At 38.6% G+C, this 25,884-nt stretch carries 25 protein-coding genes; 9 read left to right on the forward strand and 16 right to left on the reverse strand.

What is annotated here, in order from left to right; translation table 11 throughout:
- Nucleotides 1-37 precede the first annotated feature (37 nt).
- Genes B155_RS0103920 through B155_RS14055 form a run of 3 tightly spaced genes read left to right on the forward strand, consistent with a single transcriptional unit; the run spans nucleotide 38 to nucleotide 1,245 of the window.
- Nucleotides 38-418, forward strand: coding sequence for an ArsR/SmtB family transcription factor (locus B155_RS0103920; RefSeq protein WP_018126939.1), 381 nt, complete (start codon nucleotides 38-40; stop codon nucleotides 416-418).
- A complete protein-coding gene (merTP, locus tag B155_RS0103925; RefSeq protein WP_018126940.1) occupies nucleotides 415-1,029 on the forward strand; it encodes a mercuric transport protein MerTP in 615 nt (204 codons plus the stop codon). The genes B155_RS0103920 and merTP overlap by 4 nt, the downstream gene beginning before the upstream one ends.
- Nucleotides 1,030-1,035: 6 nt before the next feature.
- Nucleotides 1,036-1,245 carry a GDCCVxC domain-containing (seleno)protein gene (locus B155_RS14055; protein ID WP_071594794.1) on the forward strand — a complete coding sequence of 70 codons (210 nt, stop codon included), beginning with the start codon at nucleotides 1,036-1,038 and terminating at the stop codon, nucleotides 1,243-1,245.
- Nucleotides 1,246-1,258: 13 nt separating this feature from the next.
- Here B155_RS14055 and B155_RS0103935 read toward each other — a convergent pair whose 3' ends face one another.
- From B155_RS0103935 to B155_RS0104000, 14 genes are all read right to left on the reverse strand, one after another.
- Nucleotides 1,259-1,696: a nuclear transport factor 2 family protein gene (locus B155_RS0103935; RefSeq protein ID WP_018126942.1), complete on the reverse strand. Its 438-nt coding sequence runs from the start codon at nucleotides 1,694-1,696 to the stop codon at nucleotides 1,259-1,261.
- Between the two features lie 25 nt (nucleotides 1,697-1,721).
- Entirely contained in the window at nucleotides 1,722-2,201 is a 480-nt protein-coding gene (locus B155_RS0103940; protein WP_018126943.1) for a c-type cytochrome, read from the reverse strand.
- A gap of 23 nt (nucleotides 2,202-2,224) precedes the next feature.
- The gene (locus tag B155_RS0103945; RefSeq protein ID WP_018126944.1) at nucleotides 2,225-2,716 is read right to left on the reverse strand and encodes a nuclear transport factor 2 family protein; all 492 of its coding nucleotides are present in this window, start codon (nucleotides 2,714-2,716) and stop codon (nucleotides 2,225-2,227) included.
- 13 nt (nucleotides 2,717-2,729) lie between these two features.
- Entirely contained in the window at nucleotides 2,730-3,803 is a 1,074-nt protein-coding gene (locus tag B155_RS0103950; protein WP_018126945.1) for a DUF2231 domain-containing protein, read from the reverse strand.
- 68 nt (nucleotides 3,804-3,871) lie between these two features.
- Nucleotides 3,872-4,411 (reverse strand): DUF305 domain-containing protein, encoded by a 540-nt coding sequence (locus tag B155_RS0103955; protein ID WP_018126946.1) that lies wholly within the window; start codon nucleotides 4,409-4,411, stop codon nucleotides 3,872-3,874.
- Between the two features lie 39 nt (nucleotides 4,412-4,450).
- The gene (locus B155_RS0103960) at nucleotides 4,451-4,972 is read right to left on the reverse strand and encodes a DUF3347 domain-containing protein (RefSeq protein WP_018126947.1); all 522 of its coding nucleotides are present in this window, start codon (nucleotides 4,970-4,972) and stop codon (nucleotides 4,451-4,453) included.
- Nucleotides 4,973-4,995: 23 nt separating this feature from the next.
- Nucleotides 4,996-6,849, reverse strand: a complete 1,854-nt coding sequence (locus B155_RS0103965) for an efflux RND transporter periplasmic adaptor subunit (RefSeq protein ID WP_040368043.1) — start codon at nucleotides 6,847-6,849, stop codon at nucleotides 4,996-4,998.
- 11 nt (nucleotides 6,850-6,860) lie between these two features.
- Nucleotides 6,861-8,285, reverse strand: a complete 1,425-nt coding sequence (locus B155_RS0103970; protein ID WP_157464717.1) for a TolC family protein — start codon at nucleotides 8,283-8,285, stop codon at nucleotides 6,861-6,863.
- Entirely contained in the window at nucleotides 8,282-12,040 is a 3,759-nt protein-coding gene (locus B155_RS0103975) for an efflux RND transporter permease subunit (protein WP_018126950.1), read from the reverse strand. The genes B155_RS0103970 and B155_RS0103975 overlap by 4 nt, the downstream gene beginning before the upstream one ends.
- A gap of 160 nt (nucleotides 12,041-12,200) precedes the next feature.
- Nucleotides 12,201-12,638 carry a hypothetical protein gene (locus tag B155_RS0103980; RefSeq protein ID WP_157464718.1) on the reverse strand — a complete coding sequence of 146 codons (438 nt, stop codon included), beginning with the start codon at nucleotides 12,636-12,638 and terminating at the stop codon, nucleotides 12,201-12,203.
- An 85-nt stretch (nucleotides 12,639-12,723) separates the two neighbouring features.
- Entirely contained in the window at nucleotides 12,724-13,845 is a 1,122-nt protein-coding gene (locus tag B155_RS0103985; RefSeq protein ID WP_018126952.1) for a GNAT family N-acetyltransferase, read from the reverse strand.
- A 13-nt stretch (nucleotides 13,846-13,858) separates the two neighbouring features.
- Nucleotides 13,859-15,094, reverse strand: a complete 1,236-nt coding sequence (locus tag B155_RS0103990) for an aminotransferase class I/II-fold pyridoxal phosphate-dependent enzyme (protein WP_018126953.1) — start codon at nucleotides 15,092-15,094, stop codon at nucleotides 13,859-13,861.
- Nucleotides 15,095-15,175: 81 nt separating this feature from the next.
- Nucleotides 15,176-16,309, reverse strand: a complete 1,134-nt coding sequence (locus tag B155_RS12935) for a glycosyltransferase family 4 protein (RefSeq protein ID WP_040368044.1) — start codon at nucleotides 16,307-16,309, stop codon at nucleotides 15,176-15,178.
- Between the two features lie 4 nt (nucleotides 16,310-16,313).
- Complete coding sequence (locus B155_RS0104000) at nucleotides 16,314-17,474, reverse strand: glycosyltransferase family 4 protein (RefSeq protein ID WP_018126955.1); 1,161 nt, start codon at nucleotides 17,472-17,474, stop codon at nucleotides 16,314-16,316.
- 94 nt (nucleotides 17,475-17,568) lie between these two features.
- Here B155_RS0104000 and B155_RS0104005 point away from each other — a divergent pair, with 94 nt between their 5' ends.
- The 6 genes from B155_RS0104005 to rpsU all read left to right on the forward strand — a co-directional run bounded on the left by B155_RS0104005 (nucleotide 17,569) and on the right by rpsU (nucleotide 23,424).
- Nucleotides 17,569-18,543 carry an NAD-dependent epimerase/dehydratase family protein gene (locus B155_RS0104005; protein WP_018126956.1) on the forward strand — a complete coding sequence of 325 codons (975 nt, stop codon included), beginning with the start codon at nucleotides 17,569-17,571 and terminating at the stop codon, nucleotides 18,541-18,543.
- Nucleotides 18,544-18,550: 7 nt separating this feature from the next.
- On the forward strand, nucleotides 18,551-20,086 hold the full coding sequence (locus B155_RS0104010; protein ID WP_018126957.1) for an Ig domain-containing protein: 1,536 nt from the start codon (nucleotides 18,551-18,553) through the stop codon (nucleotides 20,084-20,086).
- 2 nt (nucleotides 20,087-20,088) lie between these two features.
- Nucleotides 20,089-21,165 carry an A/G-specific adenine glycosylase gene (gene mutY / locus B155_RS0104015; protein WP_018126958.1) on the forward strand — a complete coding sequence of 359 codons (1,077 nt, stop codon included), beginning with the start codon at nucleotides 20,089-20,091 and terminating at the stop codon, nucleotides 21,163-21,165.
- Nucleotides 21,166-21,170: 5 nt separating this feature from the next.
- Nucleotides 21,171-21,959, forward strand: a complete 789-nt coding sequence (locus B155_RS0104020) for a TIGR02757 family protein (protein ID WP_018126959.1) — start codon at nucleotides 21,171-21,173, stop codon at nucleotides 21,957-21,959.
- Between the two features lie 21 nt (nucleotides 21,960-21,980).
- Entirely contained in the window at nucleotides 21,981-23,135 is a 1,155-nt protein-coding gene (locus B155_RS0104025) for an NHL repeat-containing protein (protein WP_018126960.1), read from the forward strand.
- 94 nt (nucleotides 23,136-23,229) lie between these two features.
- Nucleotides 23,230-23,424, forward strand: a complete 195-nt coding sequence (rpsU, locus tag B155_RS0104030; RefSeq protein ID WP_018126961.1) for a 30S ribosomal protein S21 — start codon at nucleotides 23,230-23,232, stop codon at nucleotides 23,422-23,424.
- A 28-nt stretch (nucleotides 23,425-23,452) separates the two neighbouring features.
- Here rpsU and radA read toward each other — a convergent pair whose 3' ends face one another.
- Together radA and B155_RS0104040 are read right to left on the reverse strand one after the other, a co-directional pair.
- Nucleotides 23,453-24,793 carry a DNA repair protein RadA gene (gene radA / locus B155_RS0104035; RefSeq protein ID WP_018126962.1) on the reverse strand — a complete coding sequence of 447 codons (1,341 nt, stop codon included), beginning with the start codon at nucleotides 24,791-24,793 and terminating at the stop codon, nucleotides 23,453-23,455.
- Entirely contained in the window at nucleotides 24,793-25,839 is a 1,047-nt protein-coding gene (locus B155_RS0104040) for a lysylphosphatidylglycerol synthase transmembrane domain-containing protein (protein WP_240386242.1), read from the reverse strand. Before B155_RS0104040 ends, radA begins: the two co-directional genes overlap by 1 nt.
- Nucleotides 25,840-25,884 lie beyond the last annotated feature (45 nt).

The following is a 25,884-nucleotide window of genomic DNA, read 5'->3' on the forward strand; positions in this document are numbered from 1 at the left end:
AAAATTAGTATACAATTGAATAAACTTATCCCATATTATGAGTAAACAAGATTGTATAAGAGAGGTAGCTGACCTCAATCAAATAAACCGATGTATAAATTCCTTAGAACAGGTAGATACATCTATTTATAAATTAACTGATATTCTAAAACTAGCAGCGAATGACGTCAGGCTTAAAATTCTTTTTCTGTTAAATGCTGAGGAAAAATTATGTCCTTGTGATCTTGGGGATATCCTGAATATGAGTATACCTGCTATATCTCAACATCTTAGAAAACTAAAAGATGGTGGTTTAGTCGGTACCACCCGAGATGGGCAGGTCATTTTTTATTCTTTGAATCCTGTTTATAAAAAAATTCTGTCTCCAATTTTTGGACACATTAATAACAACCAACTATTAAAAGTTTTAGCAGCATGAGTAAACAAAAAAACAATCAAACAGAGACCAAGTGGATTGGAGCGGGAATCTTTGCCGCATTTTTAGCTTCTTTATGCTGCATCACTCCTGTTGTAGCTTTAGTAGCCGGTGTAAGCGGAGTAGCAGCCACTTTTTCCTGGATCGAACCATTCAGACCTTATATAATCGGGCTTACCGCACTATTGCTTGGTTATGCATGGTATCGAAAATTAAAACCCAATTGGGATCCGGATTGTGCTTGCGAAGAAAATCCATCTTTTCTGAATTCTAAAAGCTTTTTAGGAATAGTAACTGTAGTTGCTGCACTGTTAATAAGCTTCCCTTACTATTCGACTATTTTTACTTCGAAACCGGATCAGAAAGTTATCTACGTACAGAAAGATCAGGTTGAAACTGTTTCATTCAATATTGATGGAATGACCTGCGCTGGATGTGAAGCAGCAGTCTTAAGTGCCGCTCATGGCGTAGAAGGTGTACTCGAAGCTTCTGCTTCATATGAAAAACAAAATGCTGTTGTCAAATTTAATAAAGAGAAAACGACAGTCCCAACTATTATTGAAGCGATAAACAAAACCGGTTTTATAGCTTCAGAAAGTGCTAAACTTAATTAAGTTTATATGACAACCACCATTGCTGAATCAACCATATCATGCCCTAAATGTGGAAATCAATCCACAGAAACCATGCCCACAGATTCTTGCCAGTTTTTCTGGGAATGCCCTGAATGTAAAGAGGTGCTTAAACCCAAACAGGGAGACTGCTGTGTATTTTGTTCTTATGGAAATGTTCCCTGCCCTCCTATTCAGAAAGGCAGAGATTGTTGTTGAATTTGTTAATGTATTATCTAGATGACCAATGAAGTGCTACAACAAACCATTTTCCATCTTCTTTTTTAAGCACAGCCAACTCTAAGCTATTCATATCAATTTCTCTTCCTGAATAGGTTCCAGTCATTTTAGTTTTTGACGACACCCAAGCTACGTCCCCTTCAATTTTAATAGTTTTAGATACTTCTTCACGGTTTATAGCACTCAAAAATTTCCCGTCGGAATGAAAATGGTGAGATAGATACTCAGCTTTGGTTTCAATTCCTCCACCTTCAAGTATCACAGCGTCATCATGAAGTAAACTTGAAGCAGTTTTTCCATCATTAGATACGATTGCATCTTCTAGGTTCTGTAATGCTTTAGCAACTTGTTCTCTGTCGGTTGTTGCTTGTGCAAAAAGTGTGGTCCCCGATATAAGTAAGATAAAAGTTATGCTTAGTAAATTTTTCATAGTAGTATTTATTATTGTTATTCAATTAATTGACGGGATATGTCTTTTCCCATTTACGGTATATCTCGTCGTCCCATAGATTTTGTATAAAAGCAATCACGGCTTCCTTTTCTTCCTCTGTTAATACGTTTTTAAAAGCCGGCATACTTCCACCAAATGGAATCCCTCCATTGTTAATGGTTTCAATAAGAACCTCTTTTGAATGGTGCCACGTATGTGCGGTACCATTTAGTGGTGGAGCAGGAAATTGGCCATCCGGATTGGGTGTTTTCCAGTCTTCAACCAATCCTTGGCCCAAGCCTCCGTGGCAATGAGAACAATTGGCACTGAATACGCGATCCCCTAATTCAAATTGTTCTTTGGTGTACCAACGACTTTCAATAAAAGTGATTGCTCCATCTTTAGCCTTAGATTCTTCTTGTTTTTCTCTACATCCAATCATAAAGAAAGAAACCGTAGTGAATCCAAAAAGAAAAACTCGTTTAATTATAAACTTGAGTGTCATTGTAGAAATTTAAATACAGAATTTTAATTTCGTACAGCTCTGGATGAACCATGATTTTGCATGATCTTCCATCCCTTTTCTGTTTTTTTAAGAACCGAAGTAGCTACCGCTTGTCTTTCGATAGTTCTGCTGTCTTCCCCTCCCGTTACGATTTTATAGTTGTACGTCTCAAAGGCAACTGCAATCTTTCCTTCAATTTGTACATTCACTTTATAATCGATAAACGAAAATTCTTTAAAATGACCTAACTCAGGTCCAATATGATTATCTAAATAATTCTGATAGCTTCCTTCATATTTTCCATTCTCAAAGACATCAGCATCTTCTGTAAAAAGGCTTTGAGTACCAGTTACATCTAAAGCCTCAAGAGCATTTTTATACGCTTTCAGAACTTTTTTTACTGCTTCCACTTCCTCAGAATTTGCCATTTTTTTATGATTCTCATGATTCATATTCTGAGCTGATATGTATCCCGTTGAAAGTATTAATAAACCTGTTAGTAATATTGTTTTCATGTTTTTTACCTGATTATTTTAGTTGTGATAATTCGATTTTTGAAATAAGTATACTTCCTTTTCCTTCAATTCTTAATCCTACAGCTCCCGATTCTGGAGCGTCTCCATGTCCATGAACAGCCATTTCTTTATTTACATATCCCCTGAAATGAGTATCATTTCCAACAACTCTGAAAAACTGATTTCCAACTGGTTCAAATTTACCTTCCTGAAACACATTATCTTCAGCTTGCTCTTTTCTTCCCTGTATTATTACACCTGAAGATTTGAGCTGTACATAATCAAAATTATTATTATCAATGAAATGGTGAATCAACGTCAAATCCCCATCGAAATCAGTCATGTCGATATAATAGTCGACTTGAACATTTTGATAATTGCTATGTGAGACGAATGTGTTTGATCCTTCTGTTATACTTAACTTCAAATATTGAGTACTATTCGAAACTAAAACTTCAGGATTTAGGTCATTAACTGAACCTTGTGTCCAATGAAAGTTTCCAATCAAATCCGTAACCCCATTTTGGTTTATTTCCCAAAACCAATCACCATTCTCTTTTTGTGTAAAAGAAGATTCATAAGAATTAGAACTTAAATCTATTACATCAGAAGTAGCCTCTACTTTTTCAAGCAATTGTCCGGTGCCAGCGCCATATCCAAATACCATTTCAGCCCCATTCTCTCCTGTTTCATACAATATAAAGAGCCCTGGAAGTACCGCTACAAAAGCCAAATATTTTGTAATCGGTTTTTCAAATTGTTTAAAATAATGTAGTCCGATTCTTAATATGGCAAATGCTATAAAAAACCATACCAACCAAAAAGCCCAATCTGCGTGATTGTTTAAAACTGATTGTGCTTCTGCAGGAAGAAAAACACTATCAGCTGCTGATTTACCGGAGTAATAAACTCCTATTGCAGAAAGAGACCCCACTAAATATATAATTGTACTTTTCTTTTCATCCCACCATTCATCAGAAATGAATAGTGAAACAAAGTTCATTAATACCGCTAATATGATAATCCCGATTGGGAAATGAACCAATAGTGGATGGATATTCGGAGCCCATTCTGGTATAAATTCCATAGTTTTTTAAATTAGATTTATGTTAGTGTATGTTTAGTTAGCATCTATTTTACATGCTTTGAAAGCGGTTAATTCAAACTCCCTTCAAAGATTGGAACCGGTCTTGAATTCGCTTCTTCTGCTGTTTCAGCAATTCCATTTTTTTTAATGTCTTCAATGAGCCATTCCATTTCTTTTATTTCTCTAAGCTGAGCTTTTATGATTTCGTCGGCTAGTTTTCGAACTCTTTCATCTTTGATATTTGCACGTTCGCTAGTCAAAATGGCAATCGAATGATGAGGAATCATGCCTTCCATATAGTCTGTTCCCGTAACTGTACTTTGACTTCGAACTAGCCAAATGGATGATATGATTAATATAAATCCACTTATAAAAATCATCATGTTGGCTTTTTTATTCTTGTACATATTCAACATAAAGGCCAACATAATTATGATCATTGCGCCGCCCATTATCATGGTCATAAATAAACGCGTTTCACTAAACCAAGCGTGGTTTATTAGCTCATATGAATGCAGGTACATTAAAAAGAACATCGCTATCATTGATGTTCCTATCATGATGAAAAATTTCAGATAGTTTCCATGTTCATGTTTTGACGGTTCCATAGTAATAGTGTTTTCTTTGTTAAATTCACTTACAATTAATTACTTATTTATTTCTCTTACAGTTGAACCACATTTATGCATTTTCTGTCCGAAATAAGGATTAGCAATTTTCTCACTTTCACTCAACCATTTCGCTCCTTGTCTATTATTCGCCATTGGACAGAATTGAACATATAAGGCATTTTTATCATACCCTTGATTTTCCACTGCCTTCACAAGCTCTTCTGTAATCAAAAGTAATGAGCTTCTCAACTCTTCTATATTTTTTGCTTCAGATGCAGATTCAACAGCTGTGAGCATTTTTTGATGATGAGTACCATGCTTTTTTTGATGCTCATTGTGCTCATTCATCTCATAATTAGATTTTACTTCCTTAGAAAATTTAGAAATATGTCTCTGTGCTTTATCAAAGTCATCTACTACCAGAGCATTTTTAAAATCCATGTATTCACTGATCAAAATTGATAAATGATCGTCGTGAGCGTGCTTATTTTTATCTTGAGCTTGTACACTTGCAGTACTCATTAATAAAGCTATAAGTGCAATTAGATAAGTTTTCATAGTATTATATATTGTATTTAGAATTATGATTCGATTTTTAATATGGTTTCGCCGCAATTATGCATTTGGTCTCCGTAATAAGGATTGGCAATCTCTTCAGTTTCACTTAGCCAATACCCTCCTTTTCCCTCATCTGTCATAGGGCAATATTGTTGGAATATCACACCCGGTAAGCCAAAGGTTTTAACACTCTCTATCAGGGTTGATGAAAGCATTAGAAAGGCAGCCCTTTGAGCTTCGATGTTCTGAGATTGTTTTAGCTCTTTATTAGATGAGTCAATTTTTTCAAGTTGTTTCATCCATGTGGTATGCTGTTCTCCTTTCACCAGCGTCATGTTTACATTTTTGAGTTCATTCTCAAGTTTATTCGCATATGCAGTAACTTTGGATTTATCTGACATTACCAATGCGTCTTTCAATTTCAAATATTCCTGAACTACATTATTTAACTGAGATTTAAATTCTGCAGGAACCGATTCCGCTTCCTTATTTATGGATTCCTCATTTATTATTTGTGAATTCATCTCCATATTCATAACACCAGAATCTTCTGCACCCATGTTATGCCCTTCATGACCAGTTCGATTAGATCCCGTTCCTGGGTTTCTATTCATCATGCTGAATTTATCTGCAAGTTGTGCAGCTCCGTCCAACTTGAAATTGCCATGTGTAACCACTTCTTCTCCGACTTCAAGTCCTTCCAGGATGATGTATTGATTTCCAACTCTTTTACCTAAAGTAACTTCTCTGGCTGCAAAAGTGGGTTCTTCTTTGTTTGGTATCTGTACAAATACGATGGAACGGGGCCCTGTCCAAAGCACAGCTGATTTAGGAACCAATAAAGACTTATGATTTGAGATATTAGCTGACAATATTCCTTCAGCTAACATGTTCGGTTTTAATTTCTTATCAGGATTATTTGCTTTCACTCTCACCTTTGCTGTTCGGCTCACATTATTGACAGATGGATCCACGAAACTAACCGTTCCTTCAAATTTTTCTCCAGGATACGTTGCTATAGTGAACATAATCTTTTGTCCTTCTTGTATTAAGGATAGATCAGATTCATATGCATCAAACATCACCCACACACTAGATAGATCTGCTACCATATACATCATACTTCCACGATTTACGTAGTCTTCGCGGGAAACATTTAGCTTTGTTACGTAACCGGTTGCAGGAGATACAATGTCAATTTCGGTTTTAATCTCACCCGTTGACTCGATATTCTCTATAGTTTGAGCAGGTAATTCCCATAAAGCTAATTTCCGTTTAGCCGATTTATACAACACGGGATTTTGTTCTTTGAATTTAGCCGCTTGTAACAATTCTTGTTGAGCAGAAATCAACTCAGGCGAGTATATAGAAGCAATTTTTTGCCCTTTTCTAACAAAAGCACCTTCATAATCCACATAAAGATTTACGATTCTACCAGCAAATAAAGCAGTAACACTAGATACCTTATTTTGATCAACCTTTATTTTTCCCGGCAAATAGATTGTTGATACTGGAATTCCTGAGCTAATAACAGAAGTTTCAATTTCAGCTAGTTTCATAGCTGCAAGTGACATCTGTATTTCATTCGGGTTTCCATTCACAACAGTATTTTCTTGTACTTCTATGAGTTCCATGCCACAGATTGGGCAATCACCGGGTTCATTTTGACGAACGCTGGGGTGCATACTGCACGAGTAAATCACATTTCCTTTTTCATCTGTATGATTTTCAGCCACATGCTGATCCATTTCCCCCAGTTGACCTGACTGCTCCATCGTATGAGTATTTGTCCCATTCTCACCAAAAAGAAGCCCACCTAGAATGACCCCGACAACTCCGATTAGTATATATAAACCGTATTTTTTTAAATTATTCATGATAGTTCGTATTAATAATTAATTTCATTTTCAGAGATGTTATTCACACCCATGAGGTAATTGATGTAGCTATTCGCCATGTACAGATCGGCTGAAGCCTGAATTCGTTTTAATTGGTATTCGAGTAGCTTTCGTTGCAACCTGAGAATTTCTTCAAAATCAGAAGCATCTGTAGAATAAGATTCCATCAAAATGTTGATGGCCTGTTCAACTCGTTGAATTTGTTTGGTATGGTATAAATTAAATCTTCTTTGAGCGTCATTCCGATCCCTTAATGCAGTTAAAAGATCGGTCTCTAATTTATTTTCTAATGTGATTATATCCTGCTGAACTGTATTAAGGTTCAGTTCTGCCTGCTGAACTTTGGCATTATACTTATTTCTGAAAAGTGGAATCTTAAAACTGGCTCGGGCTACAAAAGCATCTTTTCCATTATCAGGAAGGTTTGCAACATCAGATCTTTCTCCGGTTGCTATATAGTCGAAACCAATTCCAAAGGAAGGCTTTCCGTCTCTATCAGCTAAAGAAACCATTTCCTTTGATGCTTCTTCTCTGTATCTGAGTTTATTAAGATTCGGGTTTTTTTGAATAATAGTTAACCTGAGATCATCCTTATCTTTTGTTAACATTGACATGGATAAGTTATCCGGAATAATAACTTCCGAGCTTTTATCCACATTTCTGAATTCATTAAAACGCTCAATCATTAAACCACGATTGTCCTTTAACAACTCAATTTGAGTTTTAAGATCTTCTTGTTCGATCTGTGCCCTGAGTACATCAACTTGTGATGTCAATCCATTTTCATACCTACTTAAACTAACTTCAAGCAACGTATTTATAATGCTGAGGTGCTCTTCTGCAATTCTGATTTGTTGCTCTACTTCAAATAAATCGCTCCAAATCATTTCCATCTGATAGAAAATGCGATTTCTTTGTTCCTGAAATTGTTCAAATTGTGCTTTTGCATTCGCTTCAGATACCAACCTCTTTTCAGATAAACTACCAAACCACGGAAACATTTGAGTTACAGAAACGCGTGCCTTTTGTGGTCCAACTCTGGTTTCGATCGGACTAATGAAATAAGCAAATGCCACTTCGGGGTCAGGTAAAGCCCCAACCTGAGGACCATTTTCCAATTCTGATAAATACCTGTTGAACGAAGCTTTAAGCTCGGGATTATTCTGTGCAGCCTCCTGCTGGTAGCTTTCCAGGTTTTGGGCGTTTAGAGTTGAAGAAAGTAACAGGATTATCAGCATATAAAACACACCCCTGAATCCCCTCTCAAGAGGGGACTTTTTCTTTTGTTCCTTCGAAGAGAGATTTGCTTTCTTAAACTGTTCGTAATTCTCGCTTTTAGGGGAACTGATCGAACCGGTTGTTCCCAATTTGATCAGAGAGGTATACGATTCTATATTTTGAAATAATCGTCTCATTTCAAACTCCTTTTTAATTGAAATTCTTTCCAAATAGCATAGAGTACAGGAACTACAAATAACGTGATGACCTGAAGAAGCATACCCCCAACACTCGGAATAGCCATTGGAACCATAATATCAGCTCCACGACCTGTTGAAGTTAAAATTGGGATCAACGCAAGTATAGTTGTCGCTGTAGTCATCAGTGTTGGGCGGATTCTTCGTGAACTTGCCTCAATCACTACTAATCTTATTTCTTCATTATTAACAGGTTTTCGTTTATCAAAAATCTGATCCAGATATGTAGCCATTACAACTCCACCATCCGATGCAATCCCGAATAAGGCAATAAACCCTACCCAAACAGCCACACTTAAATTCACTGTCCCCATCTGAAATAGATCTCTCAGATTCTGTCCAAATAAGTCGAAATTCAGGAACCAGCCTTGTCCATACAGCCAGATCATTAAAAAGCCACCTGCCCAAGCCACAAAAATACTGGTGAAGATCATTCCGGTAGTTGCTGCTGATTTAAACTGGAAATACATGATCAGAAAGATTGCAAAGAGAGCAATCGGTAAAATGATACCTAATCGTTTCTCGGCCCTAACCTGATTTTCATAATTTCCGGCGAACTCAAAACTAACACCTGCAGGCACTTCTAAATATCCTGTTTCAATCCGCTCTGAAAAAAGTTGTTGAGCATTTCGAACTACATCCACTTCAGCAATACCGTCCAGTTTATCGAAGATTACATAGCCTATTAAAAAAGTATCTTCACTTTTAATCGCTTGCGGTCCTTGTCGATACTCAACCGATGCCAATTGTTTCAATGGAATTTGAGCTCCAGATTTGGTTGGTACCAGCATATTTGAAATCGCTTGAGGATCGTTTCTTAATTCTCTAGCGTATCGTACTCTGATCGGATAACGCTCTCTGCCTTCCACTGAAGTAGAAACCTGCATTCCTCCGATTCCTACTTTAACAAAATTTTGTACGTCTTGAATAGTAAGGCCGTATCGCGCTAATTGTTTTCGATTCCAATCTATTTCAAGATATGGTTTACCCACTATCCGGTCTGCGAATACAGACTGGGGTTTTACTCCCGGTACAGTTCGAAGAATTTCTTCTAGCTGTAAACCAAAATCCTCAATAGTTTCAAGATCAGAGCCTTTTACTTTAACTCCCATTGGCGCCCTCATCCCTGACTGAAGCATGATTAATCTAGTTTGTATAGGCTGGAGTTTTGGCGCTGAGGTTGTTCCCGGAATTCTGGTGACAGCTATTATTTCATCCCAAATATCATCCGGTGATTGTATATGATCTCTCCATTGACGAAAGTATTTTCCGTCTTCATCAGGAATTAATTCTCCGTTTATATCTCGCTCAAAAATACCTTCATCATTTATCTTAAATCTAATTCTACGCCCATTTTCATCTGTTTTATATTCTGATTTATACTGAATCAAATTTTCGTACATAGAAATGGGTGCAGGATCTAATGCCGAGTTTGTTCGTCCAAGTTTTCCAACTACTTTTTCGATTTCAGGAATAGATGATACAGCCATATCAATTTTACGTACTACATCCTTAGATTCTTCAATTCCCGCATGAGGTAATGTTGTAGGCATCAATAAAAAAGCTCCTTCATCCAGCGCCGGCATAAATTCCTTGCCTAATCCCGGAAATGTCTGTGAAGCAGTAGTCCAAAGTTTCGTGTTCTTGATATCTACACCAATTGAACCGAAACCTCTGTCTACAAATCCGAAGACATTCGAGAATCCAAGCCAAATAATCATACTCAGAACAATGAAGAACGTCGGTATAGAAAGAAAGGCCAATTTGTGATCCAAACACCAAGCAATAAGCTTCTCATAATATTTGATTACTAACCAAAATGAACACAGAATTGCGCCAATCAATAAAACAACAAACAATAAATTCCATATCAACGCTACTGAAGGACCGAAAGGAAGCCAGTATATTGCTAATAACCACGTTACGATTATTACACTGAAGACGTTATTGAACAAAGAAATTTTAGATTCATATTCAGAATCAAGAAACGTTGATGTTCCGTTAATTAAGCCAAAACCAATTAATGCCATACCGCCCCAAACTGGGCCTGTAAATAAGAATATCAATCCTGAAATAACTAATAAGCTATTCCAAACTAACTTTATTTTCTTATTACTGATCTTTACTGAAAACAACCAGTGAGCAAAAGGTGGAATTAATGTAATAGCAATTATAATGGAAGCGATCAGCGCAAATGTTTTAGTATAAGCCAGCGGTTTAAATAATTTACCTTCGGCCGCAATCATGGTGAATACTGGCAAAAAACTAACTATAGTTGTAGAAACTGCCGTTATTACTGCAGAAGCTACTTCTACTGTGGCTGTGTAAATCACTTCTAAAAGAGAATCTCCTTCTTTCATATTCTCCATATGTCGGAGCATATTTTCAGACAGAATGACACCCATATCCACAATCGTCCCGATGGCAATGGCTATTCCTGAAAGCGCCACTATGTTGGCATCTACATTCGCATACTTCATAGCGATAAAAGTCATGAGGACTGCAACAGGCAACATAGCTGAGATCAGAAATGAAGTTCTTAAGTTCATTACCATCACTACAATTACAATAATAGTAATCAATATTTCGAGAGATAAAGCTTCTTCAAGAGTTCCTAATGTTTCCCCAATCAATTCTGAACGATCATAAAACGGTACAATCGTGACTTTAGAAACCGTACCATCATCCAACGTTTTTGATGGCAAACCTGTTGACAATTCATTGATCTTCTCTTTGATATTGTCAATCACTTCCTGAGGGTTTGCTCCCTGTCTTGCCACAACAACAGCCCCCACAGCATCCGCACCTCCTTTATCTAATGCTCCACGTCGCTGAGCAGGCCCTGTAGTTACAAAAGCAACATCTTTGATACGAACAGGAATATTATCAACAACTTTGAGTACCGTTTCTTCTATGTCTTCAATGTTCTGTATGTACCCAAGTCCACGAACTAAATACTCAGCATTATTGATCTCAATGGTCTGAGCTCCTACATCCGCGTTTGTTTTTCGAACTGCATCAAAAACCTGAGCAAGAGAAATATCATAATTTAAAAGTGCATTTGGGTTTACATCGATCTGATATTCTTTTACGAACCCCCCAATTGGTGATACTTCCGCCACTCCTTGCGCTCCTGAAAGTGCATATCCAATATAAAAATCCTGTATACTTCTTAGTTCCTGAGGATCCCATCCTCCAGCTGGATTTCCATCTTTATCTCTTCCTTCCAATGTATACCAAAAAACTTGCCCAAGTGCTGTTGCATCGGGACCTAAAGATGGCTGTACGTCTTGCGGCAGTGTTCCTTTTGGCAACGAGTTCAATTTTTCAAGAATTCGGGAACGACTCCAATAAAATTCTACACCTTCTTCAAAGATCACATAAATGCTAGAAAGACCGATCATTGAAGTACTTCTAATTGTCTTTACTCCTGGAACAGTCAAAAGCTGGGTTGTTAGTGGATATGTGATTTGGTCTTCTACATCTTGTGGTGATTGTCCTGCCCATTCGGTATAAACAATTTGCTGATTCTCACCTAAGTCTGGAATAGCGTCAACTGGAACTGGGTCTTTGGGAAGAAAATCCAAATTCCATGAAAATGGGGTGGAAACCAATCCCCATCCTACCAAAACAAGAAGCAATAGCACTGCAACTAATTTGTTTTCCAGAAAAAAGCGTATGGTTTTATTTAACATTGGTATGATTTTAGAATAACTAAGACTGAGTTTTATAAGCCATCTCGTTTGAAGTAACCGAGAATCGGGCCTGCTTAAAATGGCATAACTGTTTTTCTACTCTGGTTTCTGAACTAAAGCTCACTATTCAGAAATGCAGAAATATTAGACGTAGTTATTTCTAAATCAGGAAGGTCTCGTTCGCCAAGAAGAGCGGGGGTGGCGAATACGATTCATCTAGCGCAAGATTATAATGCTGTTGAGATGAGGTATCAGAATCGTTGATAATCTGATAGTTTATCAGAAATCTAGTTGGGATAACTTTAGCAAAACTTTTGGATGAAATAACGGCCTGCTTGTTCGTATCTATTTCACACTCACAATCAATAGCCATATCACAATGTTCTTTCGATTCGTGAGATTGAGTGTGGCTAGAAGTGTCATCCATTTGATGATTCATATGCTCCATAGCATTGGAGGTCATATGAACTTCAGAAGTCTCCATTGTATCACAAATTGCATCTACCATCTCCATAGAACATAATGAAGCCGTCATACTCAATAGAATATTGATGCTTACGAAAGCAGATAGAATGCTATGTGGTTTGAAGATTTTCACAGACTAAGGATACAAAAAGAGTCCTTTAATTCAATATTTTCTAAAAATATTACACGAATAGGTTAAAATTCTATACAACGGTAACCTACAATTGCTTACGATACATGCGATAGGTTTTATCTAAACGACCATTGATCTTTTCAGCTAGTCGAATCATGCTAGTATTGGTACCCAACACCCAACTTAATTCTGATCTGGTTAGGTTTCTTGGAATACCTTTTTCTATAGCCTTTTGAGTAAGAATCGCATCTATACCCTTACCTTTGTATTCAGGGATTACTCCAAGCAACGCTGTTCTTAATCGGGTAATTTTTTTCTTCTGAAATAGAATTTTCAAGAAGCCAAATGGAAATAAATTCCCATTCATGGTTTTAAACAGCTGGTTGTAATCCAGCAAAGCAATGGAGAATGCAACAGGCTTACCGTCAATTTCAGCTATATGAGCGAAATCTGTATCTAAAATAAGTTTAAAGTCTTCGGCTGTGGCTTGTAACTCAGCCTTTGTAAGTGGAAGAAAACCCCAGTTATCTTTCCACGCTTGATTATAGATTTGACGTACTATCTCAACTTCTTCGTTTAGTTTTCTCTTATTTACTTCACGAATTTTCAAACCTGGATATCGCTTATAAACAAGATTCAAAGCTCTTTCAAAACGAGACATATCCATATCTTGCTGATCTACCACATAGGCTAACAAGTCCATCTCATGTTCAAAGCCTGCACCAAGAATTAACTTCTCATAGTAAGGCTTGTTGTAAGGCATCATCAGATATGGTTGCTTGTCGAAGCCATCCACTAAAAGTCCAATAGTGTCCATCATACCAGGGCTTGCGGGTCCAAGCACGTCGGTCATGCCCTTTTCTTTTAACCAATCGCAGGCCACTCGGAATAAAAGATCGGCTGTATTTTGATCATCAATACATTCAAAAAAACCAAAATGACCAGTTTTAGAATTATGCTCTTTATTAAAACGATGATCTACTACTGCAGATATACGACCGGCAATCTCACCGTTGTGCTCGGCGATGAATAAAGCGATTTCAGCGTTGTCGTAGTAAGGATTTTTCTTCGTATCGATCAGTTTTTTCTGATCCATTCGGAGTGGGGGAACCCATACGTCATTATCAGCATAATGGCCGTATGGAAACTCAATAAATTTCTTTCGTTCATCGTCGGTTGTGACGATGGTTACCCCATTTGTATTCATACAAGCAGTTTATTTATACAGCTGAATGACCGTTTTGGTCAATAATCCCATGTTTGATACCTACTTTCCTGAAGGCCTCTAAAATTCGGTTTAAATGATCATCAGTGTGGCTAGCCATGTAACTAGTTCTAAGCAGAGATTGCCCTTTAGGCACTGCTGGAGGAACTACGGCATTAGCGTAAACACCTTCTTCAAATAGATCTTTCCAGAACTTGAAGCAGCTCATCATGTCTCCAATTACAACCGGTACAATTGGCGACTCACTCGACCATACGTTGAATCCAAGTTTCTTTAACTCAGTACGCATGTAAATTGAAATCTCTTCTAGACGTTCGATTCTCCAAGTTTCTTCTTGCAGAATTTCTAGAGCCTTAAGTACCGTAGCTACGTTAGCTGGAGGCATAGATGCACTAAAAATATGTGCGGGTGAAGAATGACGAATATATTCGATTACTTCTCTGGCCCCTACAATAAATCCACCTAAAGAGGCGAATGACTTAGAGAAGGTTCCACTAATTAAATCAACATCATCTGTTAAGCCGAACACAGAAGCAGAACCTCTACCTCCATCTCCAATTACACCCACCGCGTGAGCATCATCAAGGTATAAGCGTGCGTTAAATTCTTTCGCCAAGGCTACAAGTTCAGGAACTTTAGCAAGGGTTCCAGACATTGAGAATACACCGTCTGAAATTATAATCTTACCTGCATTAGGATCAGCTTTTTCAAGCATTTTACGCAGTTGTCCCATGTCGTTATGCTGATAACGCACTGTTTTAGCGTTAGAGCAAAGTGTTCCTACAACAATACATGCATGGTTATCGCGGTCAGAGAAAATAATGTCATTTCTACCAGCGATGGTCTGAATAGTACCCTCGTTAGTTTGGTAGCCGGTACTGAAGAGAACACAATTTTCTTTATTCAGAAACTTAGCCAGCTTTTCTTCCAGCTCTAAATGGATATCAAGCGTACCATTTAAATAACGTGATCCAGTACAACCCGTACCATATTTCGTTAATGCTTTCTGTGCAGCCTCAATTGTTCTTTGATCGTTGGTTAACCCCAAGTAGTTATTGGAGCCTGCCATAATTACTTCGTGGCCTTCAATTTCCACGATAGTTCCATCCGTAGCCTCCAATGGCTTGAAGTATGGGTATAACCCTAGCTCTTTTACTTCATCGGCCTTGGTAAAATTATATGCTTTCGCAAAAATGTCGTTTTTGGCTACGTCGGTTTTAGTATCGGCCATGCGATTGATCCTCAAATATTCTTTTTTAACGGCGAAATATACCTAGTATTAATTTTCTATCAAATTCTGCCTGCCTTCAGGCTAACTTAGCTGATGCACTTTCTTCTCAACAACATCCTTAAGATAGGAAATATATTGCTGTGCTACTTTATTCCAAGTAAAGTTTTCGAGCACAAACTCACGAGCTGTCTCACTCATTTCTTCTAAGTTGCTCTGTATCAACTCATCAACAGTATTTGCAAAGTCTTGTGATTGCCTCACGCCAATTTTATATCCATTATGGCCATTTTTCACCACATCTTTGATTCCTTCTAAGTCGGCCGCAACAGCAGGAGTTCCCGCTAAATTGGCTTCTAGAAGTACAATTCCAAATCCTTCCATATCACCTGGTATCGGAATATTAGGCATGATAAACACATCAGCAGCCGCATATGCTTGCTTCAGTACTTTATCGGGTTGCTTACCTACTAATAAAACTTGATCTCTTACTGAAGAATTTTCTAAAAGCTGATTTAAATTTTCATGCTCTGGTCCATCACCTATGGCCATATAAATCACATTCGATTTAATTTTTGGGAGCACTTCAGAAATAAACCATTCATGGCCTTTTCTCTTTACTTGCCTACCAACGGTAAGTAATAGCGACTTCCCTTCTAGTGAAACTTTAAACTCTTTTTCGATTTCTTGAATAGCAGACTCTTTATCTGGCACATCACTAAAGTCTTCCATATCGAAACCATTAGGAAGAGCCACCCCCTTATCGGGTTGCATCCCGCGCTTGATACATTCTTCACGAGTGGCTTTTGAAACTGAAATCACACCATCTAGGGCGTTAAACACCTTTGGTACAAAATTCTGATAGATACCGATAGGCATTTTCACATCTTGGCCATGGTTTATAGTAACCATCGGCACTTCAATTTTTCTTCGTGTAAATTTAGCTAATGAAGCCGTTACCATCGATGAAAACAAAATCACATCGGGCTTGAACTCATCAACCATTTTGGGCAGTTCTCTTATCAAACGAATCAAAAAGAAGACCGTTCGTAGCTCAATGCCTTTCCACGGTGCATGTTGAATAACCGTTTTGATGGTAATATCATCCCGCTTTTCTAACTCACTCACTAATTGCATACTTACACGCTGCATACCACCAATATTTTTCAATGTGGCATCTTTGGGCGGGTGCAAATGTGATATATAAAGTATCCTCAAGGTCTTAAAACTTTAATTGCGGTTTCGGCATGCTAAGTGCTTCACGATAGTTTTTTACAAGGCCTGCATTAATCTTGTCCCATTCATAGTTTAATGACATCCGACGGGAAGCCTCGCCTAGTTCCTTCATTCTATCCTTGTCTGCAATAATCCATTCCAGCTTATCGGTAAAATCCCGAATGCTCTGTTTTTTAGCCCAACGTCCGTTCACACCATCATCTACTAATGATTTACTTCCAATAGCATCCGCTACTAAACAAGGTAATCCACTGGCCATAGCTTCTAGTGTTACATTGCCAAACGTTTCTGTATGCGATGGAAATAAGAACACATCGCTACTTGCATAGGCTCTGGCTAATTCTTCACCGTTCACGAATCCTGTGAAATGAGCTTCAGGTAGCAGCTCTTCAACTTCAGCACGTGCAGGACCATCGCCTACAATCATTGCCCGTACTTTAGGATTTTTAGCTTGTACATTTTTCACACTTTCAACAAAAGTGCGTAATTCCTTTTCCCACACCAATCTCGATACGAATGTAACTACCGTTTCATCATCTTTAAAACCTACCGATCTACGGAAATCCATATCTCTTTTTTCTGGGCTGAACAGAGCCGTATTAACACCCCTTGCCCACACTTTCATACCCTTGTCAATCCCATGATCTGCTAGTTCATCAATCATTGACTGTGAAGGCACATAGGTGTGTGTACACTGGCTATAGAACCAGTTAAAATATCTCCAAGCAAAGAACTCAATAGGCTCTAAACCATAATATTGAAAATATGATGTGAAGTGAGTGTGATACGAAGAAACCAATTGCACTTGATTTTGCTGTGCCCACTTGAGTGCTTTGTATCCAAGTCCATCCGGAGTAGCTACGTGTACAAGTGTTGGTTTAAACTCTTCCAGACGCTCTCGTGCGTAATCTGGGAAACGTAGAGCAATTCTATACTCATCTCTACCCGATACTACCATCGGAATGGAAGGGGTTACTACTAACTCTCCGTTATGATCAATAACAGGATTTTCTATGGATGGCCCGAATACTAAAACAGGGATATTTTGACTCTCTAAATACTTTACTAGTCTGTTTAGAGTTAGCGAAACGCCATCTTTAATGTGATTGTAGTTGCCAGTAAATAAGGCAACGCGAAGTTCAGTCATAAAAGTTTAAAAGGAAATCGTAGATATGTATCTTACGATATCGAGTTCAAATTTTTTTTAGCTCAAATAAATAACCTGAGAATATAAGGAATTAATGAAAGCCTTTGTAACTGGTGGAACGGGTTTTATTGGAAGTCATCTTGTTGATGCTCTCATAGCCTCCCAAGCATACACCGAAATCCGTTGTTTAGTTCGTTCAAGCGACAAATGGTTAACTGGGAAAGATTTTAAAAAAGTTTCTGGAGATCTAAATAATATCCAAGCTATCACTGAAGGCATTGATGGTGTGGATGTTATTTTTCATCTGGCAGCTATAGTAAAAGCACCCACACAAAAAGAATTTACGATCGCGAATGTTGAAGCCACAGAGAATTTAATTCGAGTTGCTCAGCGCAAAGGGGTTCAGAACATAGTGCTTTTATCTTCCTTAGCAGCGGTTGGCCCTAGCTTTGGAGATCCAGTTGATGAATCAGATGACTTCAACCCCATTAGCATGTATGGGCGATCTAAAGTGGCTATGGAGCGCATGACTCATAAAATTGCTTCGCCAAACGATTCTATTAAAATAATTCGTCCACCTGCTGTATATGGCCCAAGAGAGGATCAGATTTATACTTTTTTTAAAACATACAGTAAAGGAATTTGTACTATGGTGGGCGACGGGAACCATCCTAGGCTTTCGATGGTGTATGTAAGTGACTTAGTAGATGGGATACTTAAAGCCGCTCAGAAAAATGACACTGGGGTGCATACGTATTTTATCAGTGGAGCCGATACTTATAACTGGAATCAGATAAGTGCTATCACAGGCAGAGTGATGGGTAAAAAAGCTCTCAAAATTAAGTTAAAACCTTCAATGGTTAAAAAGCTAGCAGCGGTAATTGAAAACACTGCATCATTAATTGGGAAATACCCCGTTGTAAATAAAGAAAAAGCAAATGAGTTAGTGATGGAATGGACATGCAGTTCAACAAAAGCCATAAACGAACTCGGTTATTCACCAAAGGTGAGCATTGAAGAAGGAATTTCTAAAACCATTCATTGGTATAAAAAACACAATTGGTTGTAAATCAGCTATGATGAAAAAATTCATACCCCTCTTTCTATTTATCGTTATTGGATTGGCTACACCAACATTTAGCCAACTGAGTTTAGTGCAAGTTTATGCTCAGAGCATGAGTATACCTGCCATCAAAACGATGGGAGCTTCCTCTTCACATCTCTATGTTTTATCGCAACAAGAAGGACTTGCTGTATTCCGTATTAAACCATCAGGCCTTCAATGGTTATATACTTCATCTGGCATGCAACGCCGTGGGAATACTATTTCTGCTGATGCACGATTTGCCTACCTATATGGAGACTCCAGAAGATTAACTGTAATTGAACCTACCTCCGTTTTAGGAGTTTACTCCTCCACTCTTCTACCAGCACAGCCTTCAAAAGCTGTTCGTTTGCATAACTACTTGTATGTAGCCATGAACGAAGCTGGACTTGGACAACTGTCGTTGGAGTCGCCAGAAACTGTAGATTCACCTCCTACTATTATCACCGAAGGACTTAACGATGTTGCCGTTTTAGATATAGCTGCAGCTCCATTAACCAATCAATTATTTGTACTTACCAACAATAACAAGCTTGTAATCTATACTTCAGATGGTTCGGATAGTTTGTTAACGCTAAGCAAAAGTGTTTCTCTTAATGAACGCCTAAATCGCTTGTTTATAGATGAAGATAAACTTTGGGGAAGCACTACAAATGGTGACGTATTTGAGATTACCGCAAACGGTATCGGTAAAAAACTAGGGTCTACATCTGAACCCGTATTGAATATTCTCCAATGGAATAACTTTACAATGGTTCGCACTCAAAGTGGGAAACTCTGGTACTCAGAAAACCGGAATGCTCTTAAAATTTGGAAAAGCGACTCAGTGTCTGGAAACCTAATCGCACATAGCGGCAATCAATTATGGATTGCAGAAAATGACAAGATTGCTAATGTGGCTACTTCAACAGTAACAACAAATGATGCGAAACAAGTAACTGGGCCATTCAAAATCAAAGATATCCCTAATCAAATTCTGACTTACCCCAATGCGCTGCTATTACCACTTGAGCTCGATAACGGGCATTCACCAAAGAATGTTGAGTTTTCCATCCGTTCAAATGCTCAAAATGTAAGTGTGAAAAAGCAAGGTTTTTACTGGCAGCCATCCCCTTCTCAAATTGGGATGAATTGGTTTACCGTTTTAGCTACTAATACAGCAGGCGACGTTGACAGCACTCGCTTTACCGTTGATGTGCGTTCATTTAATACCCCTCCAAGGTTTAGCCCGGTTCGTACAAATGCCATTGCTATTAACGAGGATTATGAACTACAGATTCAAGCTATAGACCCTGAAGAGCCTTCAAATTCACTGATTCGATACTTAGGTGTTGATTTACCAGAAGGAGCCAAATTGAACGAAGAAACTGGCATGTTTAGTTGGAAACCTTCCGCAAAGCAAGTAGGTGAATTTACTTTTAGAGTAATTGCGACCGATCAGCTCGGAGCGGCGTCTTCACAAGACATAACACTTACAGTATTGGATATAACACGAGGTGGCAACTGAGCTTGGAAACCCTTTCCCGAGAAGATTTCAACAAACAATTATTAGACTGGTACCACCAAAATAAACGTGAAATGCCATGGCGTGGAGAACTAGATCCTTATAAAATCTGGATCTCAGAAATCATGCTTCAACAAACTCGGGTTGATCAAGCTTGGCCTTATTTTGAACGATTTATGTCGGCCTTTCATACGGTTTTTGAATTAGCTGAAGCCGAGCAACAAGAAGTATTAAAAGCTTGGGAAGGCTTAGGGTATTACAGCCGTGCTCGAAACCTGCATCATGCGGCTAAAACTATTGTAAATGAATACAATGGAATAATCCCTGAAGAATATGACGAGATTATTAAACTAAAAGGCATTGGGCCTTATACCGCTGCGGCCATTACAAGTATAGCCTTTGGCAAACCCAACGCCGTTGTAGATGGAAATGTAGTTCGAGTGATTACACGCTATTTAGGTATTGAAGAGGACGTTCGTTCTTCAAAAACTACCAAAGCCGTCCAAGCTCATGTAAATGAATTGATTGATACGGAGTATCCCTCGGACTTCAATCAAGCGATGATGGAACTTGGCGCCACAGTTTGTACTCCATCAAATCCATCATGTTCAAGCTGTCCTATTCAGGTTGGATGTATTGCTAGCCAATTGGCAAAAACGGATGTCATCCCCTACAAAAGCCCTGCAAAGAAAAAACCACATTATCATATTGCGGTCGGAATCATCGAAAACGACCAAGACGAAGTGCTTATCGCTCTTAGACCTGAAGAAGCTATGCTGGGTGGTTTATGGGAATTTCCTGGCGGTAAACAAGAAAGTGGTGAGGAGCTAGAACATACCCTAGTTCGTGAACTAAAAGAAGAGCTTGGAGTGACTGTTGCTCCTGTGAAAGAGTTCATGAACTTAAAGCATACCTACTCTCACTTCTCTATAAATATGTATGCCTTCCTATGCCGAATTATCGAAGGCACCCCATCACCAAAAGAAAGTCAACAGATTAAATGGGTGCCAAAATCCGAGCTTACTAAATATCCATTTCCTAAAGCCAATAAAGTACTTACCGAAAAGCTCCTCGATTCTTAGTTATCATGCCGCGCCCCATTTCAAAGAAAAAGCTTTTAGAATTAAAACCCACTCTTGATGAGTTAGTAGCAAAAGTTGAAACTCCGTCTTTTATAGATGACGATCCCATTCAATTCATGCATGCCTACCCAGATAAAAGAGATATGGAACTAGCCGGTTTTTTTGCAGCCATCATGGCTTGGGGACGAAGAGATATAGTGATTTCAAAAGTAGATGATTTGCTATCTCGTATGAATTATCAACCCTATCATTTCATTCTCAATTTCGATGATGAACAGTTGGGGATATTGGATGGGTTTAAACACCGAACTTTCAAGCCGGTTGATATTTTTTGGTTCATAAAATGTTTACAAGCCATCCTCAAAAAACACCAGTCATTTGAAGCATTTTGGGCACATTGCTACCAAATTGGCACTCAAACAGATCGTGAACTTATTGCTGTTTTTAAAGAACAGTTTTTTCAGTTCTACCCACAAATACCTTCGCGTTCGTACAAACACATCTCAAATTCCGAAAAAAATAGTTCCTGCAAACGCCTCTATATGTATCTACGCTGGTGCATTCGAAATGGGCCAGTTGACTTAGGAATTATGAATTTTATGGACAAAAGTGAACTCATGATACCACTAGATGTTCATGTAGCTCGTCATGCTAGGGAATTAAAACTATTAACTCGCAAACAAAACGACTGGAAAGCTGTTGAAGAGCTCACAAATCGTTTAAGAATATTGGATCCAAACGATCCAGCAAAATACGACTTCGCCTTATTTGGCTTAGGCGTATTAAACTTATAAAAACAATACTATCAGGGATTTATGAAATCAAACAAGTTTCAACGCACTACATCAACTTATGTAGGTGCTCTAATCATTATTGGCGGCATTTTGCTAGCAGCCTGTTCCGGCAATTCTAAACAAAACCAAGTTGCAGTAATCGACTACTCTGAACTATCAACCTTGGCTTTAGATGTTGATTTAGAGATCAAAGAGAGCGAAGACTACCTCCCCGGTCAAATTGCCGATATTATCGTTACCCAGAATGGGCACATCTTAGTGTCAGATTATTCCTCCATTAGCATTGAACAGTTCGATCAAAATGGAACGCACTTAGCTCGTATAGCTCAAGAAGGTGGCGGGCCTGGTGAACTAGCTAACTATTTCTCGATGAGCTATAATCCCGACGATACTTTAGTAGTTCGACAACAATCTAGCCAAGTTAATACTTACGCTCCTACAGCGGATGGCACTTTCGCTTTTTCACATTCCGTAATGCCAGATAAAAACCCTCGTCGTTTTACCCCAAATGGCTACGTTGGAGATGGTAAGTTCTTATCTACCGAATCTTTAGTCATCAAAGATGCTTCTCGATATTTTCAGAATCTAGATGACTATCGTTTGAGTTTAATTGCTGAAACGGATAGACATGGTGAAATAGCAACGGATTCTGTACACTTTTTAAAAGTACCCTTTCCTCATTTATCACAAATTGATGGCGGTATTCATATCAATACTATTCCTTATCGAAACACTGATCGAATCCGATTTATAGACGATAGCCAGTATATGATAGCTCGACCAGATAGTGCTTTCTTCACCCTGTTTAATAACCAGCATCAAGAAATTAAACGCATTCCATTCAAAACCGTTGAAAGACCACTCTCTTCTGCTGACATTGCATATTCAACGCGAAATATTGATACTCGTTTTAAATCAGAAATCACCCAACGAATGCATGATGTTAAACCAACCTACTTAAATGCTTGGGTTACCAATACTCATATCTGGTTACTTACAGATACTAATGAAGATGGCAAAGAAATTGTGGTGCTAGATATGGAAGGACAAGCCGTTGGCAAGCTCATGCTATCAACGTATGATACAATTCATCATGTGGTTGGCAATCAGTTATATAGTGTGTATCAAAGTGAAGAGGATGGCGATTTAATCCGACGATACAATGTTGAACTTTAGGATTTTTTCACACCTTCGAATAACAGAAATAAATTCGTATATTTGACGTCCCAATTATGGGAATAATAAAACAAATGAAAGGAAGTGAGACTCAATGCTAGGTGTTGAAGTTAAAGACAACGAAAGTGTTGAACGCGCGATAAATAGGTTTAAAAAGCTTGTTACTCGTTCTCGTATTCTAAACGAATACAAGGACAGACAACAGTTTACTAAGCCATCTATTGAGCGCCGTGAAGCCATGAAAAAGGCTGTTCGCGAGCAACGTCGCCGTCAACGTGAGAATTACTAAATTCTCGCTGTCGTCACAGATTTAAGCCTTACCGTTTCGGTAAGGCTTTTTTTATGGCTTCAATTACGTATCGAATACCCTCTTTACCTTTTGATTGAGGATGCACTGAATGGTTAAACCCAAGTTTAGCAGCTTCTTTAATTCTTTGCTCGGTATGAGGAACCACACGCACTTCGCCACCTAACCCAACTTCACCTATAAATGCCATTTGTTGATTTATAGGCTCATCAACTAAGCTAGATACTAGGGCACAACAAACTCCTAAGTCTCCTGCAGGGTCGTTGAGTTTAAACCCGCCCGCAATATTTAAGTACACATCATGATTGGAGAACCCATAGCCTGCTCGTTTCTCTAACACAGCTAGTAAGAGTGCTAATCGATTCCGATCAAAGCCATTTGCAGTGCGCTGTGGTGTGCCATAAGCCGATGGAGAAACTAATGCCTGAACTTCTATCAACAGAGGCCTTGAACCTTCCATCGTACATACAACGGCATTGCCACTTACGCCAGTAGTTTTATCGGAGATAAATAACTCCGATGGATTAGATACTTCCACTAATCCGGTCTCTTTCATTTCGAAAACACCAACTTCTTGAGCGGCACCAAAACGATTCTTAAGACTTCTCAGCAATCGGTATGTATAGTTTTTATCGCCCTCAAATTGGAGTACCGTATCTACCATATGCTCCAATACTCTAGGGCCTGCTATGTCCCCTTCTTTGGTAACATGGCCTATAACCAAAGTGGTTATATTTTTCTTTTTAGCTAACTGCTGAAATAAAGCGGCACACTCTTTTACCTGCTGTATACTGCCCGGCATACTTTGCAGCTCTGTTCTATACACCGTTTGAATAGAATCGACAATCAGTAAATCTGGGTTTACCTTTTGAGCTTCATCAATAATCTTATTGACCTGAGTCTCATTATAGATCAATAGGTTATCTGAACTCACACCCAATCGTAAAGCTCGCTGTTTAATCTGGCCAGCCGATTCCTCACCGGCACAATATAAAATCTTTAGCTCTGGATTAGCCTGAGCTATCTGAAGTGTTAAGGTACTCTTCCCTACTCCTGGTTCACCACCTATTAGGATATAAGCTCCTGGTAAAAAGCCTCCCCCTAGAACACGATCTAATTCGCTTATCTTACTTTGGAATCGCGACTTTTCTGAAGTTTCTACTTCTGATATTTTTTTGGGCTTTTCATCCGCTTCTAAACCCGCAACTTTTGCTTTGTGAGCTACTTGTTTCTGCTCTACCTTTTTTTCTTCAAAGGTGTTCCACCTACCACAAGAAGGGCAGCTTCCTAACCATTTAGGAGAGATGTGTCCACATTCGTTGCACTCAAATTGAGATCGTTGCTTTGCCATTAGTCATCGGAATTGGAGTTCTCAACAACAGAACGATTGATATACCACGTTGTAGCCATCATACCTAAGGCAATAGTGATATAGTAACTGATTATCCTCCATAGGAATACGGCTAATCCAATAAATGACTGCCTTGCTATTAGCGGACCTTGAAATAACACAAACAGTCCTTCAACTCCCCCACTACCGCCAGGTGTTGGAACCACTAAAAAGGCCAAGTTCATCGCTAAACTTCTCAATACAGAAAGGACTTCGGGAGCTGGTAATAAACTCAATACTACAATGGTAGCAAGTGCAATTCTACATACCCACGACATTGTGGATAAGAAGAATGCTTTCAATAAAAATGATGGTGGTTTTTCTTTTAGCTGATGGGCATATACTTCTAAATTCTCTGCTTCTTCGGCTACCTTATCTTTGTACTTTCTCAAAAAGGGTAGTCTGAAAATAACCAGAACTACTTTTTTAATAGCCGCCGGATTCACTAATACTCCATAGGCAAGTAAACTCGCATAACTCAGTAAGCCAATATATAAGAGCACCATAGAGGCTTCTCCAACCAAACCTATTTCTGGTGGAACTACTTCATAAAATGCACCAGCTATGAGTAGAATCGGTATTGCCGTTGCAAACCATATTTGATCTAATAAAACCCCATATAAAATAATGGCTGTGGCTGAACCTAGTTTAAGCCCCTCTTTTGTCATAGCATAGGTTGCCATGGGGGCCCCACCTATAGTTGATGGGGTTACTGCACTGGTAAAATCCCATGCCAACATAATCCGAAAGGAAGCAAACCATCCAATGGTTTTTTCAGATAGGAAGCGGATTTTTGCAGCTGAAAACCATACTCGAAGAAATGAAACCACTACCGCGATACCAAGTCCTGGCAATCGTTTCAAAGCCAAATGATCTAACACACCTGGGGTATAGGTATACCATATTACCCCCGCCATAGTAGCAACACTCAAGCTAATCGATAGAACCAGATACTTTTTGGATATAAAGTTCTGAGGTTTAGATGTATGTATAGTGTCTGTGCTCAAAAAATTTGGATTGGAATCGTAAAGTAAAAAAAAGCCTTACCGGTA

Origin of the sequence: Balneola vulgaris DSM 17893 (genome assembly GCF_000375465.1) — a bacterium.
In the GTDB taxonomy this organism is placed as follows: Bacteria; Bacteroidota; Rhodothermia; order Balneolales; family Balneolaceae; genus Balneola; species Balneola vulgaris.